Here is a 23,957-nt window from a genome sequence, read left to right as displayed (position 1 = left end):
TCTTGTCGATGTCAGGGGGTGGGGGCGGATCGGGCGCTGGGGGCCAGGGCGGCGTCGAAGGCGCTGGTGATGGCCTCGCGGGCCTTGCCGGCCCGGGCGGCGTCGCCGACGACGAGCACCGTGCTCCCCGGGTCGACGGGCAGTCGGCGGGCCAGTTCGGCGCCGCGTCCGGTGCGGAGCCGGTAGTAGAGGGCGTCCCGGATCCGCGGGGAGGCGAACAGGCGGGCGGCTGCCCGCGAGCGGGCGGCACGGGTGCGCAGCAGGCGGGGGACGACGGCGCCGAGGCCGAACCGGTAGTGCGCGCCGGTGGCCACGACCACCAGGTCGGCGCCGCGCAGGTCGTCACCGGTGGCTTCGGAGCCGTAGCGGAACCGGACGCCGCCGAGCCGGCAGGTCCGTTCCAGCTCGTCGACGTAGGCGGTGAACGTCGGTTCGGCCGCGGCGACGTCGTTGAACCGGGGTGCGAGCCCGGTGAGCCGGAACGCCCCGCCGGCGCGTTCCGCCCTGTCGATCACCATGACGTCGTTGCCCTCGGCGACCTGGGAGGCGTAGGTCAGCCCGGCCGGTCCGGCGCCGAGCACCACGATCCGGCGGCCTCCCGGCGCGCTCGTGCCGGCGTAGACCTCCTCCCGGCCGGTCGCCGGGTTGACCACACAGGACAGCTGCGCGCCGGAGCGCATGTTCGTGATGCAGTGGTTGCAGGCCAGGCAACGCCGGACCGGAACTCCGGCCTGTGCCTTGGCCACCCAGTGCGGGTCCGCGATCAGTGGGCGGCCCAGGGCCACGATGTCGAGCTTGCCGTCGGCCACGGCGCCGGCGGCGACCTCGGGGTCGCCGAGCCGCCCGACCCCGATCACCGGGACGTCCACCAGCTGCTTCATCCGTGCCGCGTACTCGACGAACGTCGCCGCGGGGTACGCCATCGGCGGGATCATCCGCTCGGCGGCCGGCAGGGAGCGGTAGTGCCCGGCGGTCACACTGACCGCGTCGGCGCCGTCCCGCTCCGCCCACCGGCCGACCTGCATGCCCTCGTCGGCGGTGAGCCCGCCCGGGAAGAAGTCCTCCACCCCGATCCGGAAGATCACCGGCAGGCCGGGGACCTCGGACTTGATGCGGCGCAGGATCTCCAGCCCGAAGCGTGCGCGGTTCTCCAGCGACCCGCCGTAGGAGTCGGAGCGGGTGTTCTCCAGCGGGGACAGGAACTGCGAGATCAGGTAGCCGTGCGCGCCGTGCAGCTCGACCATGTCGAACCCGGCCCGCTGCGCGCGGGCCGCCGCGGCCACGTAGGCGTCGACCGTCTCGCGCATCCGGGCAGCCGACATGGCCTCGGGGACGGCGAGCTCGGCCTCGATCTCGAAGACCGGGGTGGGCACCGCCGACGGCGCCACGGGCGTGGTGCCGGAGACGACGGACCGCGCCCGGCTGCCGCCGTGCCCGAGCTGGATCGACGCCCGCGCCCCGGCCTCGTGCAGCGTGTCCACCAGCCGGCGCAGGCCGGGCAGGAACATGTCGTCGTAGATGCCCAGCTCGCGGAACCGGTGCTTGCCGGCGATCTCGGGTGAGGCCATCTCGACGGTGACCAGGCCGACGCCACCTTCGGCGCGGGCCCGGTAGTAGGCGAGCGTCGCGTCGGTGACGTGCCCGGCGTCGTCCGCGAGGCGGGTGGTCATCGAGGGCAGCAGCGTGCGGTTGCGGAGCCGCACTCCCCCGATCTCGATCGGGTCGAACAGGCCGGGGACCTCAGCCACGGGGCAGCTCCGCCCGCTCGACGGCCGCCCGCAGCGTGGCCCGCTCGGTGTCGGACACCGGCTGCAGGGGTGGGCGGACGTGCGCGGCGTCGATCCGGCCCAGCTGCGCCAGCGCGACCTTCATCCGGTTGTGCCCGTCCAGGAACGGGTCCGCGTAGCAGGCCTCGGCGACCGGCTGGATGCGGTCCCAGACCCGGCGTGCCTCGCCCAGGTCCTGCTTCTCGACGGCGCGGAACAGCTCCACCTGCAGGTCCACGACGAGGCTGCCGTGCCCGGAGAGGATCCCGTCGGCGCCGAGCACCAGGGAGGCGAGCAGCGAGCGGCTGAAGCTGGACAGCAGCGACACCGGCCGGTCCAGGCTCCGCAGCGCCCGCAGGTTGCGCTCGTAGGCGACGATGTCGTTCGACCACTCCTTGACCGCGGCCACGGTCGGGATCTCCGAACAGACCCGGACCAGGGTGTCGGTGTCCAGCCGGAGCCCGGACGTCGCCGGGTAGACGAACGCGATCATCGGGAGCGACGTGGCATCGGCGATCGTGGCGTAGTGGCTCACCGCCATCTCCGGGCGCAGCTGTGCGCCGCCCTCGAACACGACCGTGGGGAACACCAGCAGGCCGTCGGCTCCGGCGGCTTCGGCATCCGCGGCGATCCGCGCGGCCTTGGCCGAGCCGTCCTGGTACACCCCGGAGATGACCGGGACCCGCCCGGCGACCTCGTCGAGGACGATGTCGAGCTGGCGGCGCTGCTCGTCCGCAGTCAGCGTGGCCACCTCGGAGGCGTGCGCGTTGGTCGTGATGCCCGCGACGCCCTCGACGTCGAGCAGCGCACGCAGGTGGCGGCGGAGGTTGGTCTCGTCGATCTGCAGGTCGTCGGTGAACGGGAGCAGATGCGCCGGGATCACCCCGTGGAAGGAGACCATCGTCGGTTCCGTCCTCTCGTCGTCGGCTCGGCTTCTCCTCGTCGGATCAGCGCGCTGACACCGACGCTAGGCCGGTCGACCATGCGGGATGAAATGCCGTTTCAGCACCGCTTATGCTTCCGGTGCATGACAGAGATTCCTGCGGAGCACGGAGTGGAGTTCCGGCATCTCCGCGCCTTCGTGGCCGTGGCCCGGGAGCGGAACTTCACCCGCGCTGCGCACCATCTCCGGATCACCCAGCCTGCTCTGAGCCGCACCGTCGCCTCGCTGGAACGACTGCTCGGCACCACGCTCCTGGCACGGAACCGCCGGACGGTGCAGTTGACCGCCGCCGGTCAGCAGGTCCTGCCACACGTGCACCGGGTGCTGGCGGCGCTCGACGAGGCGGTCGGCGCCGCGACCGGCGCACCTCCCACCCTGCGGGTCGGCTTCACCTGGGGCTCCACGGCCGAGTACACCGCGCCGATCGTGCGCGACTTCGAACGTGCCCACCCGGACGTGACGGTGGAGATCCGGCGTTACGACGACACCGTGGCCGGTCTGGCAGACGGGCGTACGCACGTGGGTTTCCTGCCGGGTGACCCCGGTGACCCCCGGTTCGGGACGCTGGTGCTCGCCGACGAGCCCCGCGTCGTGGCCCTGCCGGCGGACCACCGGCTGGTGGACGGCGGGACCGTGGTGCTGGACGACCTCGCCGACGAGGCGATCGTGATCAACGTGGTGTCGGGCACGACCACGCTCGATCTCTGGGAGCCGGCCCGGCGCCCGGACACCGTCGTGCGTGTGCGGAACGTCGACGAATGGATGGAGGCGATCGCGGCCGGGCGGGGCGTCGGGCTCACCCCCGCGTCCACCGGACGGCTCTACACCCACCCGCAGATCCGCTACCGGCTCGTCTCCGACTCGCCACGGGTACCGATCACGCTGGCCTGGCCCCGGTTGGCCGCGCACCCGCTGGTCGCGGACTTCGTCGCCAGCGCCGAGCGCCTGCGACACCTGTCCGATCCCACCACCACCTAGGCCGGCGTGACCCGCAGCGGCATCGACGCCCAGGCGCGCATGGTGTTGTTCGGCCGTCGGCGCGGTGGCCCGGCGGGGGTGATCGTCGCGACCCGCGCGGCGAGCGCGGCCAGCACCGCCTCGGCCTCCAGCCGGGCGACGTGCTGGCCGACGCACTGGTGCAGCCCCATCCCGAACCCGACGTGGCCCGACGGGTCACGGTCGAGGTCGAAGGTGCCCGCGCCGGGGCCCCAGTGCCGAGGGTCCCGGTTCGCCGAGCCGAGGAACATCAGCACCTTGCGCCCGGCCGGGACCCGCACGCCGGCGAGCTCGGTGTCGGTCGCCGTCGTGCGGAAGAAGGTCTGTACCGGTGACTCCCAGCGGACCGCCTCGTCGAACGCGACCCGGGCGAGCCCGGGGTCGGCGCGCAGCCGCGCCCACTGATCCGGGTACCGGGCGACGGCGTGCAGCACCGCCGCGAGCCCGGTGACGGTGGTGTCGACCCCGGCCGACAGGAGCGACCGCACGACCAGCGGAGCCTGCTCGGCGGTGATGTCGCCGCGGTCGGCGGCGGCCCAGATGTCGGCACCGAACCCCTCCCCGGCCAGGGCGTCGCGGGCGCACTGGGCGTTCACCCAGGCCGAGAGCTCCCCGAGCCGCGGAAGCTTCTCTTCCAGCAGCGCGTTGCGCGGGCCGAAGGCGTTGAACAGCAGGTCGCCGTAGGGCAGCAGGTTCTCCCGGCCCTGCTCGGGTAGCCCGACGGCGTCGGGGAACACGCGCAGCGGGAACGCCTCGGCGACGGCGGGGACGGCGTCGAACTCGTACCCGCCGGCCAGCACCTCGTCGACGAGGATCTCGGCGTCGGCCGCCCAGCGCTCCCGCAGCACGCGCAACGCCCGGGGGCCGAGGACCTTCCCGAGCACGCGGCGGGGCGCGTCGTGGTGCGGCGGATCGGCCTCCAGCAGCAGCGACGGCGGCCGCCACGGTGGTTCGGTGTGGAAGTTCAGCATCCCGACCCCGGCCCCGGAACGGAAGGACTGCCAGTCGACGAGCGCGGCCCGGACATCGGTGTAGCGGCCGAGGGCGAGCACGTCGTAGCGGGTGAGCCGGACCAGCGGGCCCGCGGCGCGGAGTTCCTCGTGGAACGCGAGCGGGTCGGTGAGGACCTCGGGGGCGAACGGGTCGACGTCGGTGGTGGGCAGGTGGTCGAGCGCGGCCGTCATGGGCGCTGCCTTCCGGTCGGATCGGGTCGGGGTACGGCTCAGAGGTCGAGGACCAGTCGCGGGCCGACCGAGCGCGAGACGCAGACGAGCATGCAGTCGGCGGCGGCGCGCTCGTCGTCGTCGAGGACGGAGTCGCGGTGGTCCGGCTCGCCCGCCAGCACGGTCGTCTCGCAGGTCCCGCAGGTGCCCTGCCTGCAGGAGGACAGGACGTCGACGCCGGCGTCGGCGACCGCGTCGAGCACGCTGCGCCCGGGCGGCACGGTCACCTCGGTCCCGCGGCGGGCGAGGTCGACCGCGAAGGCGGTGTCGCGGACCGGGCCGGTCGCGCGCGGGACGAAGCGCTCGGTCCGCACCGTGTGCGACGGCCACCCGGCCGTGGTCTCGGCCAGCGCCGCGAGCAGCGGGGCGGGACCGCAGCCGTACACCCGGGTGTCCGGGGTGGGCCGCCCCAGGAAGCCGGGGAGGTCGAGCAGGCCGTGCTCGTCCTGCGGGACGATCCGGACCCGGTCCCCGTGGACCGCGAGCTCACGGGTGAACGCCATCGATGCGCGGGTACGGCCGCCGTAGAGCAGCGCCCAGTCCGCGCCGAGCAGGTCCGCCGTGGTGATCATCGGCAGGATCGGGGTGATCCCGATGCCGCCCGCGACGAACAGGTAGCGCGGGGCCGGGACCAGCGGGAAGTTGTTGCGCGGCCCGCCGAGACCAATCTCGTCCCCGACCGCGAGGCGGTCGTGGACCCAGGCCGAGCCGCCGCGTCCGGCGGGCTCGCGCAGTACGGCGACGCGGTAGCGGTGGGCGTCCCACCGGTCCCCGCACAGCGAGTACTGGCGGGTGTGCCCGCCGGGCAGGACGAGGTCGACGTGCGCACCGGGGGTCCAGTCCGGCAGCCGCCCGCCGTCGGCGGCGACCAGCTCCAGCGACACCACGCCGTCGGACTCCCGGTGGCGGCCCGCCACCCGGACCGTGCGGTTCTCGGCACCGGTCACCGCTGCTCCCCTCGTCGTCGAGGAGCCGAGCATCCGTCGCGAGGCCACCGTCCGGGAAGGCGACTCTCGCTCAGTGAGAGACCGGGTTCAGGCGGTTCCCGCCAGGCTCCGGCCGGCGGCCCGGCCGGAGAAGATGCAGCCACCGAGGAACGTGCCCTCCAGCGCGTTGTACCCGTGCACCCCGCCCCCGCCGAACCCGGCGGCCTCCCCCGCCGCGTAGAGCCCGGGGATCGGTTCGCCGTGGGCGTCGAGGGCGCGGGAGTCGAGGTCGGTCTGGATCCCGCCGAGGGTCTTGCGGGTCAGCACGTGCAGCTTCACCCCGATCAGCGGACCGGCGGCGGGGTCGAGGATCCGGTGCGGCGCCGCGACCCGCCCGATCCGGTCACCGAGCGAGCGGCGGGCGTTGTGGATGCCCTGGACCTGGGCGTCCTTGCTGTAGGGGTGGGCCAGCTGCCGGTCACGGGCCTCGATCTGGCCGCGGATCAGGGCCGGGTCGAGCGGCGGGGCGTCGGTGAGGGCGTTCATCCCCGCGACGAGCTCGTCGAGGGTGTCGGCGACGACGAAGTCCTCCCCGTGGGTCGTGAACGCCTCGACCGGGCCGGGCGCACCCCGGCTGAGCAGCCGTTCGCGGAGGAAGGCACTGCGGCGACCGGAGGTGATGTCGGGGTTCTGCTCGGAGCCCGACAGCGCGAACTCCTTCTCGACGATCTTCTGGGTGAGCACGAACCAGGAGTGGTCGTAGGGCGCGATGTCCGGGGTGGTGCGCAGGTGGCGCAGGGTGCCGAGGGTGTCGTAGCCGGGCAGGTACGGCGCGGGCAGCCGCCGCCCCAGCGCGTCGAACCACATCGACGACGGCCCGGGCAGGATGCGGATGGCGTGGCCGGGCCAGACCGGGTCCCAGTTCACGACGCCCTCGGTGTAGTGCCACATGCGGTCGCGGTTGACCAGCCGCACACCCGCGTCGGCGGCGATGTCGAGCATCCGGCCGTCCACATAGGCGGGCACCCCGGTGATCATCGACGACGGCGGGGTGCCCATCCGCTCGGGCCAGTACCGGCGGACCATCTCGTGGTTCGCGCCGATCCCGCCGGTGGCCAGGACGACCGCGGTCGCGGAGAGGGTGAACTCCCCGGTCACGTCGCGGTTGCTGGGTGCGCCGCGCGGCGAGTCGTCCGGGGCGAGGACGGCGCCGCGGACGCCGGTGACGGCGCCGTCGGTGCGGACCAGCCCGTCGACGCGGTGCCGGTGGTGGAAGGTCACCAGCCCGGCCTCGGCGGCGCGCAGGGCGGAGTCGACGAACGGTCCGACGACGCCCGTACCGGTCCCCCAGCTCACGTGGAAGCGGGGCACGGAATTGCCGTGGCCGGTGGCGGTGAGGTCGCCGCGCTCGGCCCAGCCGACCGTGGGGAGGAAGGAGATGCCCAGCTCGGTGAGGTAGGCGCGCTTCTCCCCCGCGGCGAACTCGACGTAGGCGCGGGCCCAGCGCGCGGCGTGGGTGTCCTCGTCGTCGAGGCGGTCGAAGCCGGCGCTGCCCTGCCAGTCGCTCCAGGCCAGCTCGACCGAGTCGTGCACCCGCATGCGGCGCTGCTCGGGGCTGTCGACGAGGAAGATGCCGCCGAAGGACCACCACGCCTGCCCGCCCAGGTCGACCGGCCCCTCCTGGTCGACGACGGCGACCCGGCGGCCCCGCCGGGTCAGCTCGTGGGTGGCGACCAGACCGGCCAGCCCGGCCCCGACGACGATCACGTCCGCGTCCATGCCACTCCCGTTCGTCGCCGGCCCACCGCACCCCGGCAGGGGCGGCCGGTACGCACAGACGTATCAGATCCGGACCCGGGAACGGGTGACGGGCGGGTCGCGGCGCCCGTGCGCCGCGACCCGCCCGCCGGGGCCCCGGGGTCAGCGCACGACGGTCGTGGTCACCCGTGTGGCGTTGTTGGCGAGCTTCGGGTCACGGACCTGCGACGGGGCGACGCCCGCGTCGAGGGTCCGCACCCCGGCCGCCGTGCGGTCCACGGTCACGGTGATCGTGAAGGTCCGCTCGGTGCCCGCGGCGATGCTCGGGACCAGGTAGGCGACGCTGCGGCCGCCGCTGACGATCCCGCCCTGGGCCGCGGTGGCCCGCAGACCGGTCGGGAGGGTGACGGCACCGGCGACCCGGGTCGCGCCGGCCGGGCCCGCGTTGCGGATGGTCACGGTGACGGGGGCGGTGGTGCCCGCCTTCGTCGTGCCCGGCACGCCGAGCCTGATCGAGAGGTCGGCCTCCCGCGGGATCACCGGCGCGGGGGTCACGGTGAGGGCGAACGTGGTGCTCATCGTGCCGGCGGTGGCGGTGACCGTCACCGGGCCCGCGGTGTCACCGGCGGACAGTGCCGGGCCGGTGGCGACGCCGTCGGCGCCGGTGGTGGCGGTGGCGGTGGCCCCGCCGGGGAAGGCGGCGCTGCCGCCGGTCACCGTGAAGGTGACGTCCTGGCCCGCCACCGGGGCGTTGCCCGCTCCGGTGAGGGTGGCCGACAGCGGCTGGGCGAAGACGGTGCGGACCTGGGCGCTCTGCCCGTTGCCGCCGGTTGCGGCGAGCGCGGTCGGGACGACCGGGTTGTCGAAGTCCACCGTGGTGCCGTTGATCCGCAGGTTGTCGACGCCCGAGCGCAGCCCCGGGTTGCCGCTGCCCTGGTTGATCCCGATCCCGCCGATGACGACGGCGTCGGGCAGCGCGGCCTTCACCGCGGCGAAGTCGGCGGTGTAGGTGTCGAAGCCGTACCGGTTGGGCGTGCCGGTGCCGGTGATGCTGCCGCTGGCCCACCAGCCGCCGCTGCCCGCGGGGGTGCTCGACGCGGGCCACGTCTGCCACGCCCCGGTCTGCACCGGGGCGGTTCCGGTGTAGACCGGCTCGAACACCAGGGTCGTGAAGGTCGAGCCGTCCTTCATCGGGTTGACCGGGATGTTCAGGGCGGGTGCCTGCTGCGGGCCGCCCACCTGCTCGACGAGGGTCTGGTACTCGAGGTCGGTGATCTCCGAGAGCTTGCGCCCGTCGAAGGCCTGGGCGTACACGGTGACCTTGTCACCGCCGCCGGGGGTGTCCAGGCGCAGGTAGCCGTGTCCGGTGCGGGCCCTGGCATCGTCGACGACGGCGGCCGTACCGGCGTTGCGGACAGCCGTGCAGTACCCGGTCGGGCTCACCGTCGCGCCGCACGCCGGGATCTGGTCGTCGGAGACCCGGACGCCGTCGGAGGCGGCGGCGGTCCCGGCGACGAGCGGGACGAACCCGACCGCCCACCAGCGCGGCCGCCAGCAGGCGTCGTCCGCCCACCCGTGCTCCGTGCTCCCCGACCCGACGCGCCATGACTGCCTCCACCGCTCCGCCCGTCCCCGGGCCGTCGTCGCCGGGGCCTCTGCGCTCCCGACGGCCCCTGTGTCGTGGCGGCGGCCACGGTCGCTACACGACCTCATCAGAGCTGATGACCCACTCGGAGCATCACCAGGTGAGCCGGTCGGGGCACGGTCGGCTCCCACCGTCGACGCAACGACGACACGCGGACGGACACGCCGGACCGGTCGTCGGACACCGGCCACCGGTCCGCCCGCGGGCGGGGCCGGCCACCGACCGGACCGGGATTCGCAGCGCGTCCACAGCGGTCCGGCCGACGGATCACAGGAGTACCCTCTACCGTTGATCCGGTCAGCGGGACGAGCGTGGGAGGTGGACGTGCGGACCGACACCCGGCCCGGCCACGGCCCCTCCCGCCCGCGGTGGCACGTCCCCGGGCTGCTCGGCGCCGCGCTCGCGCGGCCCGCGACTGGCGCCCTGTTCGACGGGCCGGCCGAGGACCCCGGTGACCACTTCTGCTCCGCCTCGGTGGTCGAGTCCACCACCGGCGACCTCGTCGTCACCGCCGCGCACTGCGTCGCCGACGGCGACGAGGACGCGACGACGGTGTCCGGCACCGCCGGGACGCTCGACGAGGACCAGTGGCAGCTCGACCGGCCCGGCCTCGACCAGGGTTCCAGCGGCGGCCCGTGGCTGACCGGCCCGGACGACTCCGAGATCCTGGCCGTCACCGGTGGCTACCAGCAGGGCGGGGACTCCCCCGACGTCTCCTACGGCGCCGACCTCGGCCCGGCCGTGCAGTCGGCGTACCGCTCGGCCGGGGGCACCGACTGAGCCGGCTCGTCGCCTGGTGGGACCGCCACCAGGTCGCGCTGTACCTGGCCGCGATCCTCGCCGGGGCGCTCCTCGGTCTCCTCGCGCCGCGGATCGCGCCCGCGCTCGCCGCGTCGGTCACCCCGCTGCTCGCGCTGCTGCTGTTCGCGACGTTCCTCGCGGTCCCGCTCGCCGACCTCGCGCGGGCCCTGACCGGTACCCGTTTCCCGGTGGTCGTGCTGGTGGCGAACGCCGTGGTGGTCCCGCCGGTCGCGATCGGGCTGTCGCGATGGGTCGCCGACGACCGCGGCCTGCTCGTGGGCGTCCTGCTCGTGCTGCTGACGCCGTGCATCGACTACGTCGTCGTGTTCACCGGGCTCGCCGGTGGCGCCCGCGCGCAGATGCTCGCCGCGACACCGCTGCTGATGGTCGCGCAGATGCTCCTGCTGCCCGGCTACCTGTGGCTCGCGGCCGGACCGGAGGTCCTCGCCGTGGTCGAGGCCGGGCCGTTCCTGCACGCGTTCCTCGTACTGGTCCTGGCCCCGCTGGCCGCGGCGGCCCTGGTCCAGGGCCTGCGACGACGGCGCCCGGCCGGCCGCGCAGTCCGTGTCGAGGGCGCCGTCGCCGGGGCGATGGTGCCGCTGATGGCGGCGACCCTGGCCGCGGTCGTGGGCTCGCAGACCGCCGCCGTCGGGGCGCAGGCGCTCACCCTGGTGCGGCTGGTGCCGCTCTACCTGGCGTTCGTCGTCGCGGCCGTGGTGATCGGTCTGCTCACCGCCCGGGTGGCCCGCCTGGACGTGCCGGCCACCCGGGCGGTGGTGTTCTCGGTGACGACCCGCAACTCGCTGGTCGTCCTCCCGCTCGCGCTGGCGCTGCCCGGCGCGCTCGCCCTCGCCCCGCTCGCCGTCGTCACCCAGACCCTGGTCGAGCTCGTCGCCCTGGTCGTGCTGGTACGGCTGGTGCCGGTGCTCGTCCCCGCCCGGTGAGCGGTCGGCCCGGTCACCGGGCCGGGCCGCGCCCCGCCCAGCTCCAGGCGTACGACGGGTCCTCGCAGGCCCGTCCGCCCTCACCGAGGGCCAGCGGCCGGAACGTGTCGACCATGACCGCGAGCTCGTCGAAGGACTCCGCGCCGAGCGCCCGCTCGACGGCGCCGGGCTGCGGGCCGTGGCTGTGCCCGCCCGGGTGCAGCGAGATCGATCCCTGCCCGATCCCGGAGCCCTTGCGGGCCTCGTAGTCGCCACCGCAGTAGAACATGACCTCGTCGGAGTCCACATTGGCGTGGTAATAGGGCACCGGTACGGCGAGCGGGTGGTAGTCGACCTTGCGCGGCACGAAGTTGCAGATCACGAAGCCGGAGCCCTCGAAGACCTGGTGCACCGGCGGTGGCTGGTGCACGCGGCCGGTGATCGGCTCGAAGTCGGCGACGTTGAACGTGTACGGGTACAGGCAGCCGTCCCAGCCGACGACGTCGAACGGGTGGGTGGGCACCACGTAGCGGGTGCCGGTGATCCCGTCGGGCCCGCCCCGGTGCTTCACCAGCACCTCGACGTCGGTCTGCTCGACGAGCAGCGGCGCCCCCGGTCCGTGCAGGTCGCGCTCGCAGTACGGGGCGTGCTCGAGCAGCTGGCCGTAGCGCGACAGGTACCGCTTGGGCGGGGCGATGTGCGACGACGCCTCGATGGCGTAGGCGCGCAGCGGCTCGGAACCGGTGGGGACCCAGCGGTGGGTCGTCGCCCGCGGGAGGACGACGTAGTCGCCCCCGGCCACGTCCAGCGCGCCGAACACGGTCTCGACGATCGCCGACCCGGACTCCAGGTAGACGACCTCGTCGCCGACGGCATTGCGGTAGAGCGGGCTGGTCTCCCCCGCGACGACGTAGGAGATCCGCACGTCGGCGTTGCCGAGCACCAGCCGGCGCCCGGTCACGACGTCGACCGACTTCCAGTCCGGGGTGCCGAGGTCGTGCAGCCGCAGGTGGCGCGGGAGGAGCGGCCGGTTGTCGGTCAGCGACTGGTCGCCCGGGTCCCAGGGGGTGGCGTCGACGATCGCCGACGGGACGCCCGCGTGGTAGAGCAGCGAGGAGTCCGAGGAGAAGCCCTCCTCCCCCATCAGCTCCTCGTAGTAGAGCGTCCCGTCGGGACGCCGGTGCTGGGTGTGCCGCTTCGGCGGGACGTCACCGGCTCGCCTGTAGTACGCCATCGTGGCCCTCCTCCGGTCCGTTCGATGTCCGTGCCCGTGGCGGTGGCGCCGTCGTGCCGCGGGCGGTCGCGCGGGCGAGGGCGGCCGCGACGTCGTCGCGGGACGGGGCGGCGAGCACGGCGGCGACGTGGGCGTCCGGGCGGAGCAGCCACACCTCGTCGGGCCGGGCGGCCAGGGTGGCCGTCACCGTCGGCCCGTCCCCGTCCCCGTCCCCGTCTGCGGCTCCGGCTCCGTCCCCGTCTCCGGCTCCGGCCCCGGCTCCGCCGAGGGCTCCGGCGACGGTGCCCGTGCGGCCGTCCAGCTCGTCGAGGGCGAGCACCCGGACCGGGCCGGGCGCACCGGCCGCCGCTGCGGCGACCGCGTCCGCGTCGGCCAGCGGGCCGGTGAGCAGCAGGAACCCGTCTCTGGCCAGCGCGCGCAGCCGTCCCGGACCGGCCGGGGTGCGCACCGGGGCGTCCGGGACGAGCACCCCCGGTCCCGCGGGCGGCACCTCGCCGCGGGCGGGGCGCCCGGCGAACGGGCGCCGCGCGTCGGCGGTGGTCAGGGCGGAGTCGACGTACCAGAACGGCTCGGCCAGCCGGCCCGAGTCGACCCGCGCCCGGGCCGCGGGGTCCGTCGCCGCCGCGGCGAGGACCTCCGCGCGGGCCCGCGCCCGCTCCGCGTCGCGCGGGACCAGGAAGTCCATCGTCGCGGTGGTGACGGCGACGTTCTCCCGGGCGGCCGCGTGCCGCTCGGCGTGGTAGCTCTCCAGGAGCCCCTCCGGCGCCCAGCCGCGGCCGACCCAGGCGATCTTCCAGGCGGCGTTCTCCGCGTCGGCGACGCCGGAGTTCAGCCCGCGGGCACCGAACGGGGACACCAGGTGCGCCGCGTCGCCCGCCAGCAGGACCCGGCCGCACCGCATCCGGTCCACCACGCGCGAGTGGAACCGGTAGACCGAGGACCAGACCACCTCGTGGTCGACGTCGCCGATGACCGCACGGATCCGGGCGTCCAGCGCGCCGGACGCGGTCTCGGCGTCGAGGTCGTATCCGGCCGGGACCTGCCAGTCGATCCGGAACGTCGAGTCCGGGCAGGGGTGGACCAGCACCTGGCGGCCGGGGTTCGCGGGCGGGTCGAAGTGGAAGCGGCGCTCGGTGGCCCACCCCGGGAGGTCGGCGCGGACGTCGCAGATCAGGAAGCGGTCGTCGAAGCTGGTGCCCTCGAAGGTGACTCCGAGCAACCCGCGCAGCGCGTCGCCGCGGGCACCGGCACAGACGACCAGGAAGCTCCCCGCGACCCGCCCACCGCCGTCGAGGGTGACGGCGACACCGTCGGCGGTCTGCTCCACGCCGACGACGTCGTGCCCCCAGCGCAGGTCCACCAGGGCCTCGTCGGCGATCCGCTCGTCGAGGATCTGCTCGGTCCGGGCCTGCGAGAGGTTCACGAACGGCGGGAACGCGGGCCGCCCCGGCTCGGCGAAGGTGTGGGCGAACAGCTCGGTGTCGCGGTGGAAGGTGCGCGCGGTGGTCCAGGTGACGCCCTCGTCGGCGATCCGGCGCCCGGCACCGACGGACTCCCACACGTCGAGGACGTCGCGCTGCTGACAGATCGCCTTCGACCCGGTCCGGTCCCGCTCCGGGCGGCGGTCCAGCACGACCGTCGGGACGCCGTGGCGGGCCAGCAGCAGCGCGGTGGTCTGCCCGACCGGCCCGGCGCCGAGCACCAGGACGGGCGACGACGGCCAGGCCGGCGCGGCGGACGTCGACATGGGTTCCCTCCCCTCGCCGGTGTCTCAGCCCTGCAGCCGGGCCCAGACCTCCTGGTCGCGTTCCGCGGTCCAGATCACCGGACGCTCCACACCGGACAGCTCGTCCCACAGCCGGGAGACGTCGAACGGCAGACAGTGCTCGAAGATCGGCCAGTGCCCGTAGTCGTCGACGAGTGCGGCGTGGGTCGCCTCGAACGCCTCCTTCAGCGTGCCGCCGCGCCCCTGCACCGCGCCGACCTCCCGGATCATGACCTGCAGGAACCCGCGGGTCTGGGCGATCGCGGCGTCGACCTCGGCGCGGCCGCGGCTGACCGCGCCGCGCCCGCCGACGAGCTGCTCGGCGCCGAGCGCGGCGAGCCGGTCGAGGGTGCCGCCCGCCCAGTCGCGGTGGAACGCGTCGCCGGTGTAGAGCGCGGCCCGGGCCTCCACGAGGTCACCGGCGAACAGGATCCGGTGCCGCGGCAGCCAGGCGGTGATGTCGCCCTCGGTGTGGCCGCGGCCGTGGAACTGCAGCACCAGCTCGCCGCGGTCACCGCCCAGGTCGAGGGTGAGACGGTCGGCGAAGGTGAGCGTCGGCCAGGTGAGTCCGGGCACGGAGTCGGCGGCCTCGGCCAGCCGCGGCATCCGCGCGAACTCCGAGGCCCAGTCCTCCATGCCACGCTCGGCGATCAGGGCCGCGGTCGTCTCGTGCGCGACGACGGTCTGCGCGTCGAACGCACTCGCGCCCAGCACCCGGACCGCGTGGTAGTGCGACAGCACGAGGTACCGGACCGGCTTGTCGGTGTGCTCGCGCAGCATCGCGAGCCACTTCCGGGCGGCGACCGGGGTCGCGAGGGCCTCGAAGCAGACGACGAAGTCCTCCCCCTCGATCGCGCCGATGTTCGGGTCGCCCTCGGCGGTGAGGGCGTAGACGCCGTCCGCGAGCACCTCGAGGGTCTGCTCCTTGGCGGCGGTGTCGGCGGAGGAGGCGAAGGGCTTGGCCACGGCGGGTGTCCTCTCGGAGCCGGGAGACGGGCGGCGACCGCGGCGACCCGTCGTCGGGACCTCCGACCGGCCGGACACACCCGACGATCAAAGGTTGAATCACTTGTGCAGGACCGTAGAGGGCCGCGCCCCCCGGCGCCAGGGCCGGTCCGGCGGCGCGCGCCGAGCGGTTCAGGTCCGCCGGTTGATCCAGTCCGCCCGGTGCGCCGCCCGGGCGAGGCGGACGAGCAGGGCGTTCAGGGCGGCGAGGTCGTCGGCGCCGAGCAGCGCCGCCCACTCCGACTCGCGACGGTTGTGGGTGCCGAACGCGGCGACCAGCCGGTCGGTCCCCGCGTCGGTCAGCGACAGGTGCACGGTCCGCCGGTCCCCGGCGGCCGGCGTGCGCCGGACCAGCTCACCGGCCGCGAGGGTGTTGGCCAGGCTGGACACCGCGGCCCGGCTCATCCCGCACAGCTCCGCCGCCCGGCCCGCCTCCTGCCCGCCCGCGACCCACAGCGTGAACAGCAGCCGGAACGCCGACCAGCTCCATCCGGCGGGGCGGTGCACGGTCGACTCGAGGTCGTAGACCAGGGAGCCGGCGATCCGGTGCAGGTTCAGCACCAGCGCCATGGCCTCGCGGTCGGTGCCGGGGAGCCGATCGCCGGTGCGGGCGAGCGCGACGTCGGTGAAGGTGAGGAACCCGTCCACGTCGTTCCCGCTGCCGTCCACGCCGTCGCCGGCTCCGTCCCGTGCGGCCGCCGCCCGGCCCGGTGACCGCGCCCCGGCCCCCGGCGGGTCCCCGCCCGGCCCGGCGGTCCCGGCCCGGGTCGCGCCGCCACCGAGCCCTGCGAGGAACGCGGCGACCACCTCGCCCGGCGCCGCCCCCGCCCCGCCCGACCCAGGCGCCGTCCCCGCTCCGCCCGGCTCCGGCGTCGCCCCCGCCACGCCGGGCCCCGGCTCGGCCAGTGCCTGCACCCCGTGGAGCAGGGCCAGCAGCTGCTCCACGAGCACCCCGTCCGGAGCCGGGACGACGATCCCGCCCGCCCGCCGGGCCTCCTCGAACCGGGCCACCAGCCGGGTCCGCCACCGCGCGGTCACCTCGGCGAGGACCGCGGCCGGCCCGGGCCCGGACGCCGCGACCCGGGCGAACGGCGTCCCGGTGTGCGCGGTGACCTCCTCGCAGAACACCTGCAGCGCCGCCGTCCCGGACAGCCCGGCCGCGCGCCGCGCCACCCGGGCGTCGAGGTCGTCGAGGGCCCGCCGGAACGCGCACTCCACGATCGCGGCGCGGCCGGCGAAGTAGTGCGCCGGCGCCCCGTGTGCGACCCCCAGTGCCGCGCTGACCTCCCGCAGCGTGACCGCGTCCGGACCGCGCTCGGCGATCAGCCGCCAGGCGGCGTCGGCGATCTCGCCCCGGCGCTGCTCGTGGTCCACCCGCTTCGGCACGGCCGCTCCTCGTGGTAGCTCCCGGTTTTTCTACACCAGGAGAACCATGGCGGCCGCATCCAGATCCGGACGATCCTAGTCCATTCGGGCTAACGATAAGTCGTCGTCGCACGTCACCGGGCTGTTCGGCCTGACCCTCGCGCTCGGCGGCTCGGACACCCCGCGCGAGGCCCCGCACGGCGCGAACACCGTCATGCCGGCCCGGCTGTTCGTGACGGTGCACGGCAGCGGGGGCGACATCGTCGACGCGCCCACCGGGCGGCCCCACCCCGACGCACCACAGGTGCACGTCGACGTCGAGCGGCGCCAGGTCGGGATCCGCGTGCCGCACTCCGCGTGAGACCCCGCCGACGGGACGCAGCGACTCGCCGCCGCGGCCGGGCTGTGGGACAGCGACGCCGACGCCTACCTCCTCCCGCAGGTCACCGCGGACGCGACGCACCCCGGCGGCGCCGTCGTCGGCGACCCGACGCCGTCGGCGTTCTCCGACGCGGCCTTCCGGTTCCACGAGCCCTTCGAGGCGCCCTACCGGAACCAGAAGCGCGCGATCGCGGACGGCGACCTCTCCGGGACGCGCCCGCCGACCCGCTGGCGCCGCTCGGCAACCCGGCGCAGGGCACGCCGCTCCCGCCGGAGGTGGGCAACGCCCCGCAGGCGCCGCTGCAGGAGCTCCCGCCCCTGCGGTTCCCGCCGAACCAGCTCGGCCAGGACCCGGCGCCCGGTGACGGCGCGCAGGAGCACCCGACCGGCTGACCCTCCGCACGGGCACGGGCACGGGCACGGGCACGGGCACGGGCACGGGCCCCCGGAACACCCGGGGGCTCGCTCCGGTGGGTCAGGACGCGACTCAGGCCTTCAGCAGGGCCTCGGCCAGGGCGTCGGGGCGGGTGAAGCAGCCCTCGTGGCTGCCCGGCACGGTGACCGGGGTGACCCCGAGCCGCTGCGGGAAGCGGTCCCAGCCGTACTCGCCGGGCGGCAGCGCGACGTCCTCGGTCGAGAGCACGTAGGCCACCGGCACCCCGAGCGTCGCCGGGTCGATCGGTTCCACGGTCTCGGTGAAGTACTGCAGCGGCTGCGGCACCAGGAGCTCGTGCACCAGGCGCTGGACCGGCTCGTCGGCGTCGTTCATGAACGCGCCCTGCCACACCTCGAACGGCAGTGCCACGGAGTTGTTCCCCGAGGCGGCGGCCTGACCGGCGAACAGCTCCCGGTACTGCGGGGGCACCTCGTCGTTGAGCGAGCGGCCCGCGGCGGGCACGAACGCGCTCCAGTAGACGAGCTTGCGCAGCCGGGAGGAGACCCGGTGCGCGGCACCGGTGATCACGTAGCCGCCCCAGCTGTGCCCGACGAGCGTCACGTCGGTCAGGTCGTGCGACTCGATCAGGTCGACGACCGCGTCCACGGTGTCGGACAGCCGGTAGCGGGTCGGGTCGTCACCGTCGTGCAGCCCCCGGCAGGGTGGGGGTCAGCACGCGGTGTCCCGCCGCACGCAGCCGCTCGGCGACCGGGCGCCAGGCCCAGCCCCCGTGCCAGGCACCGGTCACCAGCACGAACGTCTCGGACATCGCTCACTCCTCGTCGAGGTCGGAACGGGGCAACGGCCCCCGGCGGGTGAGCCTGGCGGACCGGCGGGGCCCGGAGAAGATGCCGTGCGGGTCGTGCCGAAAGGGGTCCCGACTGAGACGATCCGTGGAGGAACACCCCATCGGTATCCGTGTCAGGATCAGAGTCATGGACGAATCAGTGGTGATCGTCGGTGCCGGGATCGGGGGCCTCTCGCTGGCCCTCTCGCTGCACGCCCGCGGCGTCCGGGTCACCGTGCTCGAGCGGGCGGCCGAGCTGCGCGAGGTCGGCGCGGCCGTCGCGCTGTCGGCGAACGGGCTGCGCCCGCTGGACGAGCTCGGCCTGCTGGGCGAGCTGGAGAAGGTGTCCGCCCAGCCGACCGAGCTCATCCACCGCGGCTGGCGCGACGACGAGCGGGTGACCGCCTTCCCGGTCGGCTCCGACGGCAGCTACCGGCGCCGCTTCGGCGCCCCCCACCTGGGCATCCACCGCGCGGAGTTCCAGCGGGTCCTCGCCGGCGCCTGCCCCGCCGGGATGGTGCGGCTCGGCTGCGAGGTGACCGCGGTCGACCCGGACGGGACGGTCACCCTCTCCTCCGGGGAGCGCGTCCGGGGCTCGGTCGTCGTCGGTGCGGACGGGGTGCACTCCCGGGTGCGCTCGGTCGTCGACCCCGCGGCCCGCCCCCGCTACACCGGGACGTCGGCCTTCCGCGGGATCGTCGACGTCGCCGACGCCCCGCTGCTGCCCGACCCCGGCGCGATCCAGTTCTGGATGGGCCCGGACGCGCACGTGCTGCACTACGCGATCGGCCCGCACGCCGAGCAGATCAACTTCTTCGCGGTGCTGGAGGGCCCCGACCCGTGGACGGGCGAGACCGGGCCGACCGAGACCGACCCCGGCACCCTGGCGCGGGCCTTCGACGGCTGGTCCCCGGGCGTCGTGCAGATGCTGACGGCGGTGCCGCAGTCCCCGCGCTGGCCGCTGTACACGCTTCCCCCGATGACGCGCTGGTCCCGCGGCCGCGTCGTCCTGCTCGGCGACGCCGTGCACACGATGCTGCCGCACCACGGTCAGGGCGCGAACCAGTCCATCGAGGACGCGGCGGTGCTCGCCGACCTGCTCGCCGCCCCCGGTGCGCTCGACGGCGGCCACACCGCGGTGTTCGACCGCTACCAGCGGCTGCGCCGGGCGCGGACCCGGTCGATCCAGCGCAGCTCGCTGGTCACCAGCGGGCTGCTGCACCTGCCCGACGGCCCGGCGGCCGACGCCCGCAACGCGGGGCTGACCGGGCTGGACCCGTGGTTGACCTGGATCCACGGCGTCGACGCGCGGGCCGACACCCGGCCCGTACCGGCCTGACCCGAGATTCAGCTGCTCCATCTCTGAATCGGGCCTTTTCCGGTCTTTGTGTCTACAGAGTCACCCGCTTACCGTCAGGTGACGCGCCAGATGCGAGGGAGGTGACGGGAATGGATCTGCGGCAGCTCCGCTACTTCGTGGCGGTCGCGGAGACGCGGCACTTCGGCCGCGCCGCCGAGCGGCTGCACATGGCCCAGTCCCCGCTCTCCCAGGCCATCCGCCAGCTGGAGAGCCAGGTCGGCGCCACCCTGTTCGAGCGCACCACCCGCCGGGTCGACCTGACCCCGGCGGGGACCTCGCTGCTGGAGGACGCACGGCGGATCCTCGCCGGCGTCGAGGACGCGCGCCGCCGCGTCGAGCAGGTCGCCGCGGGCACCGAGGGCGTGGTGACCGTCGGTGCCACCGACCTCGCCGCCTACCGGCTGCTGCCGCGGCTGGCCGGGGTCGCCGCCCGCCGGATGCCGGGCGTCTCGCTGCGGTTCCTGCCCGGGCTCCTCACCGCGGCCCAGGAGGACGCGCTCGACGAGCGCCGCATCGACCTCGCCGTGCTGCGCCCACCGGTGGTGCGCCCGGAGATGTCGGTCCGCCCGATCGCCCAGGAACGGCTCCTCGCGGTGCTGCCGGCCACGCACCGGCTCGCCGGGGCCGGGACGGTCGCGCTGGCCGAGCTGCGCGGCGACGACTTCGTCGCCTACGGCGCACCCGGGTCGGTGGTCGACTCGGTCGCCACCCAGGGCTGCCTGGACTCCGGATTCCTCCCGCGGCGCCGCACCGAGGCCCGCGACACCCCCATCCTGCTCACCCACGTCGCCGCCGGTGCCGGGGTCGCGCTGCTGCCCGAGTCGGTGCGCGCCCTGGGCACCGAGGGCGTGGTCTACGCCGACCTGGACCGCGAGCTGCGCGTCGACCTGGCCCTGGCCTGGCGCACCGACGACGACTCCCCCGCCCTCGTCCGGCTGCTCGACGTGCTCGCCGAGTGCGCCCACGAGCTGGACCCCCGCCCCGCCACCGTCCCCGGAGGACCGCAGTGAAGATCGTGGCCGTCGAGGCGATCCCGTTCGCCGTGCCCTACCGCAAACCGCTGCGGTTCGCCTCCGGCGAGGTGCACACCGCCGACCACGTGCTGGTGCGGGTGCACGCCGAGGACGGCGTCGTCGGCGTCGCCGAGGCCCCGCCCCGCCCCTACACCTACGGCGAGACCCAGGCCTCCATCCGCGCGGTGGTCGACACCGTGTTCGCCCCGGAGATCGTGGGCCTGAGCGTGTTCGAACGGGAACGCATCCACGCCGTCCTGGACCGCACGATCGGCAACCCCACCGCGAAGGCCGCGATCGACATGGCAGTCTGGGACGTCATCGGGCGCCGGCTCGGTGTCGGCGTCTCCGAGCTGCTCGGCGGATACACCGACCGGATGCGGGTCTCGCACATGGTCGGCTTCGCCCCCGACGACGTGATGGTCGCCGAGGCGCAGCGGATGCGCGACGAGCACGGCGTCACCACCTTCAAGGTCAAGGTCGGCCGCCGCCCCGTCGCGCTGGACACCGGCGCCTGCCGGGCGCTGCGCGAGGCGCTGGGCCCCGACGTGGAGCTCTACGTCGACGGCAACCGCGGCTGGACCGCGTCGGAGGCGGCCCGGGCCCTGGACGAGATGGCCGACCTCGGCCTGACCCTGTCCGAGGAGCTCATGCCCGCCGACCAGGTGCTCGGGCGACGCTGGCTCACCGCCCGCACCACCGTCCCGACCGTCGCCGACGAGTCCGCCACCCGGCCCGGCGAGGTGACCCGCGAGCTGCTCGACGGCGCCGCCACCATGATCAGCATCAAGACCGCGCGGACCGGGTTCACCGGCTCGCAGCGGGTGCTGCACCTGTGCGAGGGACTCGGCACCGAGGTGGTCATGGGCAACCAGATCGACGGTCAGCTCGGCACCGCCTGCACGGTCGCCTTCGGCGCGGCGCACCGCCACACCAGCACCCGCGCCGGGGAGCTGTCGAACTACCTCGACATGAGCGACGACCTGCTCACCGAGCCGCTGCGGATCAGCGGCGGCGAGCTGCGCGTCCCCGGCGGGCCCGGGATCGGCGTCGCCGTCGACCCCGACAAGCTCGCCCACTACCGCACCGACACCTGAGCACCGCCCCACCACAGGAGAGAGACATGTCCGAGACCGCCACCGCCGCCGGCTCCGGCGCGAACGCCACCGCCACTTTCGCGAGGAAGGAGCGCACCGGCGCCGCCGCCGACCCGGCCCGGGTGTCCGCCATCGCCACCGACACCCTGCAGGCCCTGCACGAGGTCATCCGCAAGCACGAGCTGACCTACGCCGAGTACGACGCGCTCAAGGCGTGGCTGATCCAGGTCGGCGCCGACGGCGAGTGGCCGCTGTTCCTCGACGTGTTCGTCGAGCACGTCGTCGAGGAGGTCGCTAACGCCGACCGCCGCGGCGCCGTCGGCACCATCGAGGGCCCGTACTACGTGCCGGGCGCCCCGGTCATCGAGTCCGGGTCCGCGATGCCGATGCGTCCCGATGAGAAGGGCACCCCACTGCTGTTCCAGGGCACCGTCACCGACCTCGACGGCGCCCCGGTCGCCGGCGCGACGGTCGATCTCTGGCACGCCGACGACGAGGGCTACTACTCCCAGTTCGCCCCCGGCATCCCCGAGTGGAACCTGCGCGCGGTCGTCCACACCGGCGCCGACGGGCACTTCGCGTTCCACACCATGCAGCCCGCGCCGTACCAGATCCCGACCGACGGCTCGACCGGCGCGTTCATCGACGCGGCGGGCTGGCACCCGTGGCGGCCCGCGCACCTGCACCTCAAGGTGTCCGCGCCCGGCAAGCAGCCCGTCACCACCCAGCTCTACTTCGACGGCGGGGACTACGTCGCCGACGACGTCGCCCAGGCCGTCAAGCCGGAGCTGGTCCTGCACCCCGGCCCGGCCGCGAGCGGCACCGGCAACGAGGTCACCTACGACTTCGCGCTGGACCCCGCCTGATGGCCCGCTTCGCCGTCCGGATGGAGGTCGACCTCCCCGCCGACATGGACGCCGACGCCCGGGCCGACCTGCTGGCCCGGGAGAAGGCCTGGTCGCAGCAGTGGCAGCGCTCGGGTGAGTGGGTGAGCATCTGGCGCTGCGTCGGCGAGTACGCCAACCTGTCGATCTTCGAGGTGCGCGACAACGAGCAGCTCCACGAGATCCTCTGGGGTCTGCCGCTGTTCCCGTACATGACGATGCAGGTGACCCCGCTGGCCACGCACCCGTCGGACATCCACGCCTGATCCCCGCCGGGGCGCCCGGACCCGGTGACGGGCGCCCCGGCGGCCACGCCGACGCCGACGCCGACGGCTTCACCGCGTCCGGGCACCCGGCCCGGGACCGGTTCGGCGAGCACCTGCTCGGCTGAGCCCGGCCCGTTTTTACCGTCGGCTTCCCCAGGGCTGTCCGCGGGCTGAGGTGGGGCGTCCTAGCGTCGGGGACACAGCGACGACCGTCCCCGGAGGCCCGATGATCCAGCCGGATCTGCAGCTCGTCGGACCCGCCGAGTTCGCCCGCGACCAGACCCTGCTTCTTCTCGCCGGCGACCCGGCCCTCATCCGGTCCGGTGTCACCTTCGCGAGCGTCGTCGCGCTACCGGGGATCGGCGGGTCGTACGCCGTGCCTGCCCGCGCGTCCGAGGACGTGCTCGCCCTGACCTGGTCGCCGCCGCGCGCCGCCGCCGACGGCACGGTGTGCCAGCGCGTGTGCCTGTCGGTGATCCCGTCCTGCGACGGGCACCGGCGCGGGGGCGCAGCGGTCCTGCGGGCCGCCGGGCGGGCACTGCTCGGTGCGGGCGGCTCGGTGCCCGGCGTCGCAGCGATCGGCGTCGCGCGGCCGCACATCCAGCGCTGCGTCGGCGACGGCGTCGTCACGACCGGGTTCGACGTCCTCAGCCGGGGCTGACCCCGGTCCCGCCCGGCCCGGCGGCGCCGCCGAGGAAGCCGCGGAGCAGCCACCCGGCCTGCGCGACCGCCGGCTCGGTGGAGTCCCCCGGTGACGTGGCGTGGCTGACCACCAGCCGCACCACCCCGTCGACGAGCCGGGGCAGGTCCGCGACCCCGGCCAGGGCCGGGTGGAGCGCGGAGATCTCGCGCAGCAGCGCCGTCGCCGCCCGGTCGCGCACCACGTCGGGCCGGGCCGTCACCAGCGGGAGCAGGCTCTCCCCCACGCCCTCGTCGACGGTGAGGATCGACGTCAGGAGCGCGTTGCGCGCCCCGTACTCCAGCACGTCGCGGACCGCGGCCACCACGCCGGCGACGGCGTCCGCGGGGTGGGCGCGCATCTGTTCGCACATCACCGCGACGAACCCGTCGGTCTCGCGGCCCACCAGCGCGCTGCCCAGCTCCGCCTTGGTGCCGATCTCGTTGTAGAGGTGCTGGCGGCTGATTCCCGCACGCCCGGCGACGGCGCTCATCGTCAGCGACGACCACCCCGACTCCGTCGTGATGTCCCGCGCGGCGTCGAGGAGCCGCGTGCGGAGAACCTCCCGCCGCTCCCGCCGGAACGCACCCGAGCCCGCCACGCCTGCACTGTACAGAGCAACCACCGATGACTGATCTGTTGACAGATGACCCGTGATTGTCAACTATTCCTACTGGCGGTCGACGACGACCGCGCTCCGTCCG

Annotated in this window: 23 protein-coding genes; 10 read left to right on the top strand and 13 right to left on the bottom strand. The window is 74.8% G+C overall.

The window, feature by feature from the left end:
* Positions 1-11: 11 nt before the first annotated feature.
* Positions 12-1,748 carry an oxidoreductase gene (locus tag MTO91_RS09975; protein ID WP_476654347.1) on the bottom strand — a complete coding sequence of 579 codons (1,737 nt, stop codon included), beginning with the start codon at positions 1,746-1,748 and terminating at the stop codon, positions 12-14.
* The gene (locus MTO91_RS09970) at positions 1,741-2,667 is read right to left on the bottom strand and encodes a dihydrodipicolinate synthase family protein (protein ID WP_476654346.1); all 927 of its coding nucleotides are present in this window, start codon (positions 2,665-2,667) and stop codon (positions 1,741-1,743) included. The genes MTO91_RS09975 and MTO91_RS09970 overlap by 8 nt, the downstream gene beginning before the upstream one ends.
* Positions 2,668-2,793: 126 nt before the next feature.
* On the opposite strand from MTO91_RS09970, the gene MTO91_RS09965 reads away from it, so the two are divergent.
* Entirely contained in the window at positions 2,794-3,687 is an 894-nt protein-coding gene (locus MTO91_RS09965; RefSeq protein WP_073573960.1) for a LysR family transcriptional regulator, read from the top strand.
* Here MTO91_RS09965 and MTO91_RS09960 read toward each other — a convergent pair.
* From MTO91_RS09960 to MTO91_RS09945, 4 genes are all read right to left on the bottom strand, one after another.
* Entirely contained in the window at positions 3,684-4,889 is a 1,206-nt protein-coding gene (locus MTO91_RS09960) for a cytochrome P450 (RefSeq protein WP_073573961.1), read from the bottom strand. The two genes, MTO91_RS09965 and MTO91_RS09960, sit on opposite strands and share 4 nt — an antisense overlap.
* A gap of 38 nt (positions 4,890-4,927) precedes the next feature.
* Complete coding sequence (locus tag MTO91_RS09955) at positions 4,928-5,875, bottom strand: PDR/VanB family oxidoreductase (RefSeq protein WP_476654345.1); 948 nt, start codon at positions 5,873-5,875, stop codon at positions 4,928-4,930.
* Positions 5,876-5,962: 87 nt separating this feature from the next.
* Entirely contained in the window at positions 5,963-7,633 is a 1,671-nt protein-coding gene (locus MTO91_RS09950; protein WP_476654344.1) for an FAD-binding dehydrogenase, read from the bottom strand.
* Between the two features lie 141 nt (positions 7,634-7,774).
* Positions 7,775-9,055, bottom strand: a complete 1,281-nt coding sequence (locus MTO91_RS09945; RefSeq protein WP_476654343.1) for a hypothetical protein — start codon at positions 9,053-9,055, stop codon at positions 7,775-7,777.
* 520 nt (positions 9,056-9,575) lie between these two features.
* Between MTO91_RS09945 and MTO91_RS09940 the strand changes: the two genes are divergently transcribed.
* Positions 9,576-10,037, top strand: a complete 462-nt coding sequence (locus MTO91_RS09940; RefSeq protein ID WP_476654342.1) for a hypothetical protein — start codon at positions 9,576-9,578, stop codon at positions 10,035-10,037.
* Positions 10,034-11,002, top strand: a complete 969-nt coding sequence (locus MTO91_RS09935) for an arsenic resistance protein (protein WP_253067952.1) — start codon at positions 10,034-10,036, stop codon at positions 11,000-11,002. The genes MTO91_RS09940 and MTO91_RS09935 overlap by 4 nt, the downstream gene beginning before the upstream one ends.
* Before the next feature lie 13 nt (positions 11,003-11,015).
* Here the strand turns inward: MTO91_RS09935 and MTO91_RS09930 are convergent, their stop codons facing one another.
* The 4 genes from MTO91_RS09930 to MTO91_RS09915 form a co-directional block, all read right to left on the bottom strand.
* A complete protein-coding gene (locus MTO91_RS09930) occupies positions 11,016-12,215 on the bottom strand; it encodes a homogentisate 1,2-dioxygenase (protein ID WP_178375320.1) in 1,200 nt (399 codons plus the stop codon).
* Positions 12,190-13,962, bottom strand: coding sequence for an FAD-dependent monooxygenase (locus tag MTO91_RS09925; protein WP_476654341.1), 1,773 nt, complete (start codon positions 13,960-13,962; stop codon positions 12,190-12,192). The genes MTO91_RS09930 and MTO91_RS09925 overlap by 26 nt, the downstream gene beginning before the upstream one ends.
* Positions 13,963-13,986: 24 nt before the next feature.
* Entirely contained in the window at positions 13,987-14,946 is a 960-nt protein-coding gene (locus MTO91_RS09920; RefSeq protein ID WP_405418078.1) for an MBL fold metallo-hydrolase, read from the bottom strand.
* Positions 14,947-15,117: 171 nt separating this feature from the next.
* Entirely contained in the window at positions 15,118-16,371 is a 1,254-nt protein-coding gene (locus MTO91_RS09915; RefSeq protein WP_476654340.1) for a TetR family transcriptional regulator, read from the bottom strand.
* A 193-nt stretch (positions 16,372-16,564) separates the two neighbouring features.
* Between MTO91_RS09915 and MTO91_RS09910 the strand changes: the two genes are divergently transcribed.
* Complete coding sequence (locus tag MTO91_RS09910; protein ID WP_476654339.1) at positions 16,565-16,711, top strand: hypothetical protein; 147 nt, start codon at positions 16,565-16,567, stop codon at positions 16,709-16,711.
* 507 nt (positions 16,712-17,218) lie between these two features.
* On the opposite strand, the gene MTO91_RS09905 is transcribed toward MTO91_RS09910, so the two are convergent.
* Together MTO91_RS09905 and MTO91_RS09900 are read right to left on the bottom strand one after the other, a co-directional pair.
* Positions 17,219-17,773 (bottom strand): alpha/beta fold hydrolase, encoded by a 555-nt coding sequence (locus tag MTO91_RS09905; RefSeq protein WP_476654338.1) that lies wholly within the window; start codon positions 17,771-17,773, stop codon positions 17,219-17,221.
* Between the two features lie 31 nt (positions 17,774-17,804).
* Positions 17,805-17,936, bottom strand: coding sequence for a hypothetical protein (locus MTO91_RS09900; protein ID WP_476654337.1), 132 nt, complete (start codon positions 17,934-17,936; stop codon positions 17,805-17,807).
* Positions 17,937-18,102: 166 nt separating this feature from the next.
* On the opposite strand from MTO91_RS09900, the gene MTO91_RS09895 reads away from it, so the two are divergent.
* The 6 genes from MTO91_RS09895 (at position 18,103) to MTO91_RS09870 (ending at position 23,235) form a co-directional block, all read left to right on the top strand.
* Positions 18,103-19,293: an FAD-dependent monooxygenase gene (locus MTO91_RS09895; RefSeq protein ID WP_405418086.1), complete on the top strand. Its 1,191-nt coding sequence runs from the start codon at positions 18,103-18,105 to the stop codon at positions 19,291-19,293.
* Positions 19,294-19,403: 110 nt separating this feature from the next.
* The gene (locus MTO91_RS09890; protein WP_405418089.1) at positions 19,404-20,324 is read left to right on the top strand and encodes a LysR family transcriptional regulator; all 921 of its coding nucleotides are present in this window, start codon (positions 19,404-19,406) and stop codon (positions 20,322-20,324) included.
* The gene (locus MTO91_RS09885; protein WP_346104521.1) at positions 20,321-21,424 is read left to right on the top strand and encodes a mandelate racemase/muconate lactonizing enzyme family protein; all 1,104 of its coding nucleotides are present in this window, start codon (positions 20,321-20,323) and stop codon (positions 21,422-21,424) included. The genes MTO91_RS09890 and MTO91_RS09885 overlap by 4 nt, the downstream gene beginning before the upstream one ends.
* A 26-nt stretch (positions 21,425-21,450) precedes the next feature.
* Positions 21,451-22,290, top strand: a complete 840-nt coding sequence (gene catA / locus MTO91_RS09880; protein WP_405418091.1) for a catechol 1,2-dioxygenase — start codon at positions 21,451-21,453, stop codon at positions 22,288-22,290.
* Positions 22,290-22,574 (top strand): muconolactone Delta-isomerase family protein, encoded by a 285-nt coding sequence (locus MTO91_RS09875; RefSeq protein ID WP_178375327.1) that lies wholly within the window; start codon positions 22,290-22,292, stop codon positions 22,572-22,574. The genes catA and MTO91_RS09875 overlap by 1 nt, the downstream gene beginning before the upstream one ends.
* A 226-nt stretch (positions 22,575-22,800) precedes the next feature.
* Positions 22,801-23,235: a hypothetical protein gene (locus MTO91_RS09870; RefSeq protein WP_405418092.1), complete on the top strand. Its 435-nt coding sequence runs from the start codon at positions 22,801-22,803 to the stop codon at positions 23,233-23,235.
* On the opposite strand, the gene MTO91_RS09865 is transcribed toward MTO91_RS09870, so the two are convergent.
* Positions 23,222-23,854: a TetR/AcrR family transcriptional regulator gene (locus MTO91_RS09865; protein WP_179760402.1), complete on the bottom strand. Its 633-nt coding sequence runs from the start codon at positions 23,852-23,854 to the stop codon at positions 23,222-23,224. The two genes, MTO91_RS09870 and MTO91_RS09865, sit on opposite strands and share 14 nt — an antisense overlap.
* Between the last annotated feature and the right edge of the window lie 103 nt (positions 23,855-23,957).

The organism is Pseudonocardia sp. 2-7, from assembly GCF_056341085.1.
This window is presented reverse-complemented; position numbering and strand designations above follow the sequence as displayed.

Excerpts from the sequence above, each read along its gene's own strand:
- MTO91_RS09870 (WP_405418092.1), top strand. The coding sequence starts at position 22,801 with ATGATCCAGCCGGATCTGCAGCTCGTCGGACCCGCCGAGTTCGCCCGC.
- MTO91_RS09895 (WP_405418086.1), top strand. The coding sequence starts at position 18,103 with ATGGACGAATCAGTGGTGATCGTCGGTGCCGGGATCGGGGGCCTCTCG.
- MTO91_RS09960 (WP_073573961.1), bottom strand. The coding sequence starts at position 4,889 with ATGACGGCCGCGCTCGACCACCTGCCCACCACCGACGTCGACCCGTTC.
- MTO91_RS09970 (WP_476654346.1), bottom strand. The coding sequence starts at position 2,667 with ATGGTCTCCTTCCACGGGGTGATCCCGGCGCATCTGCTCCCGTTCACC.
- MTO91_RS09925 (WP_476654341.1), bottom strand. The coding sequence starts at position 13,962 with ATGTCGACGTCCGCCGCGCCGGCCTGGCCGTCGTCGCCCGTCCTGGTG.
- catA (WP_405418091.1), top strand. The coding sequence starts at position 21,451 with ATGTCCGAGACCGCCACCGCCGCCGGCTCCGGCGCGAACGCCACCGCC.
- MTO91_RS09950 (WP_476654344.1), bottom strand. The coding sequence starts at position 7,633 with ATGGACGCGGACGTGATCGTCGTCGGGGCCGGGCTGGCCGGTCTGGTC.
- MTO91_RS09875 (WP_178375327.1), top strand. The coding sequence starts at position 22,290 with ATGGCCCGCTTCGCCGTCCGGATGGAGGTCGACCTCCCCGCCGACATG.
- MTO91_RS09900 (WP_476654337.1), bottom strand. The coding sequence starts at position 17,936 with ATGTCCGAGACGTTCGTGCTGGTGACCGGTGCCTGGCACGGGGGCTGG.
- MTO91_RS09930 (WP_178375320.1), bottom strand. The coding sequence starts at position 12,215 with ATGGCGTACTACAGGCGAGCCGGTGACGTCCCGCCGAAGCGGCACACC.
- MTO91_RS09910 (WP_476654339.1), top strand. The coding sequence starts at position 16,565 with ATGCCGGCCCGGCTGTTCGTGACGGTGCACGGCAGCGGGGGCGACATC.
- MTO91_RS09890 (WP_405418089.1), top strand. The coding sequence starts at position 19,404 with ATGGATCTGCGGCAGCTCCGCTACTTCGTGGCGGTCGCGGAGACGCGG.
- MTO91_RS09965 (WP_073573960.1), top strand. The coding sequence starts at position 2,794 with ATGACAGAGATTCCTGCGGAGCACGGAGTGGAGTTCCGGCATCTCCGC.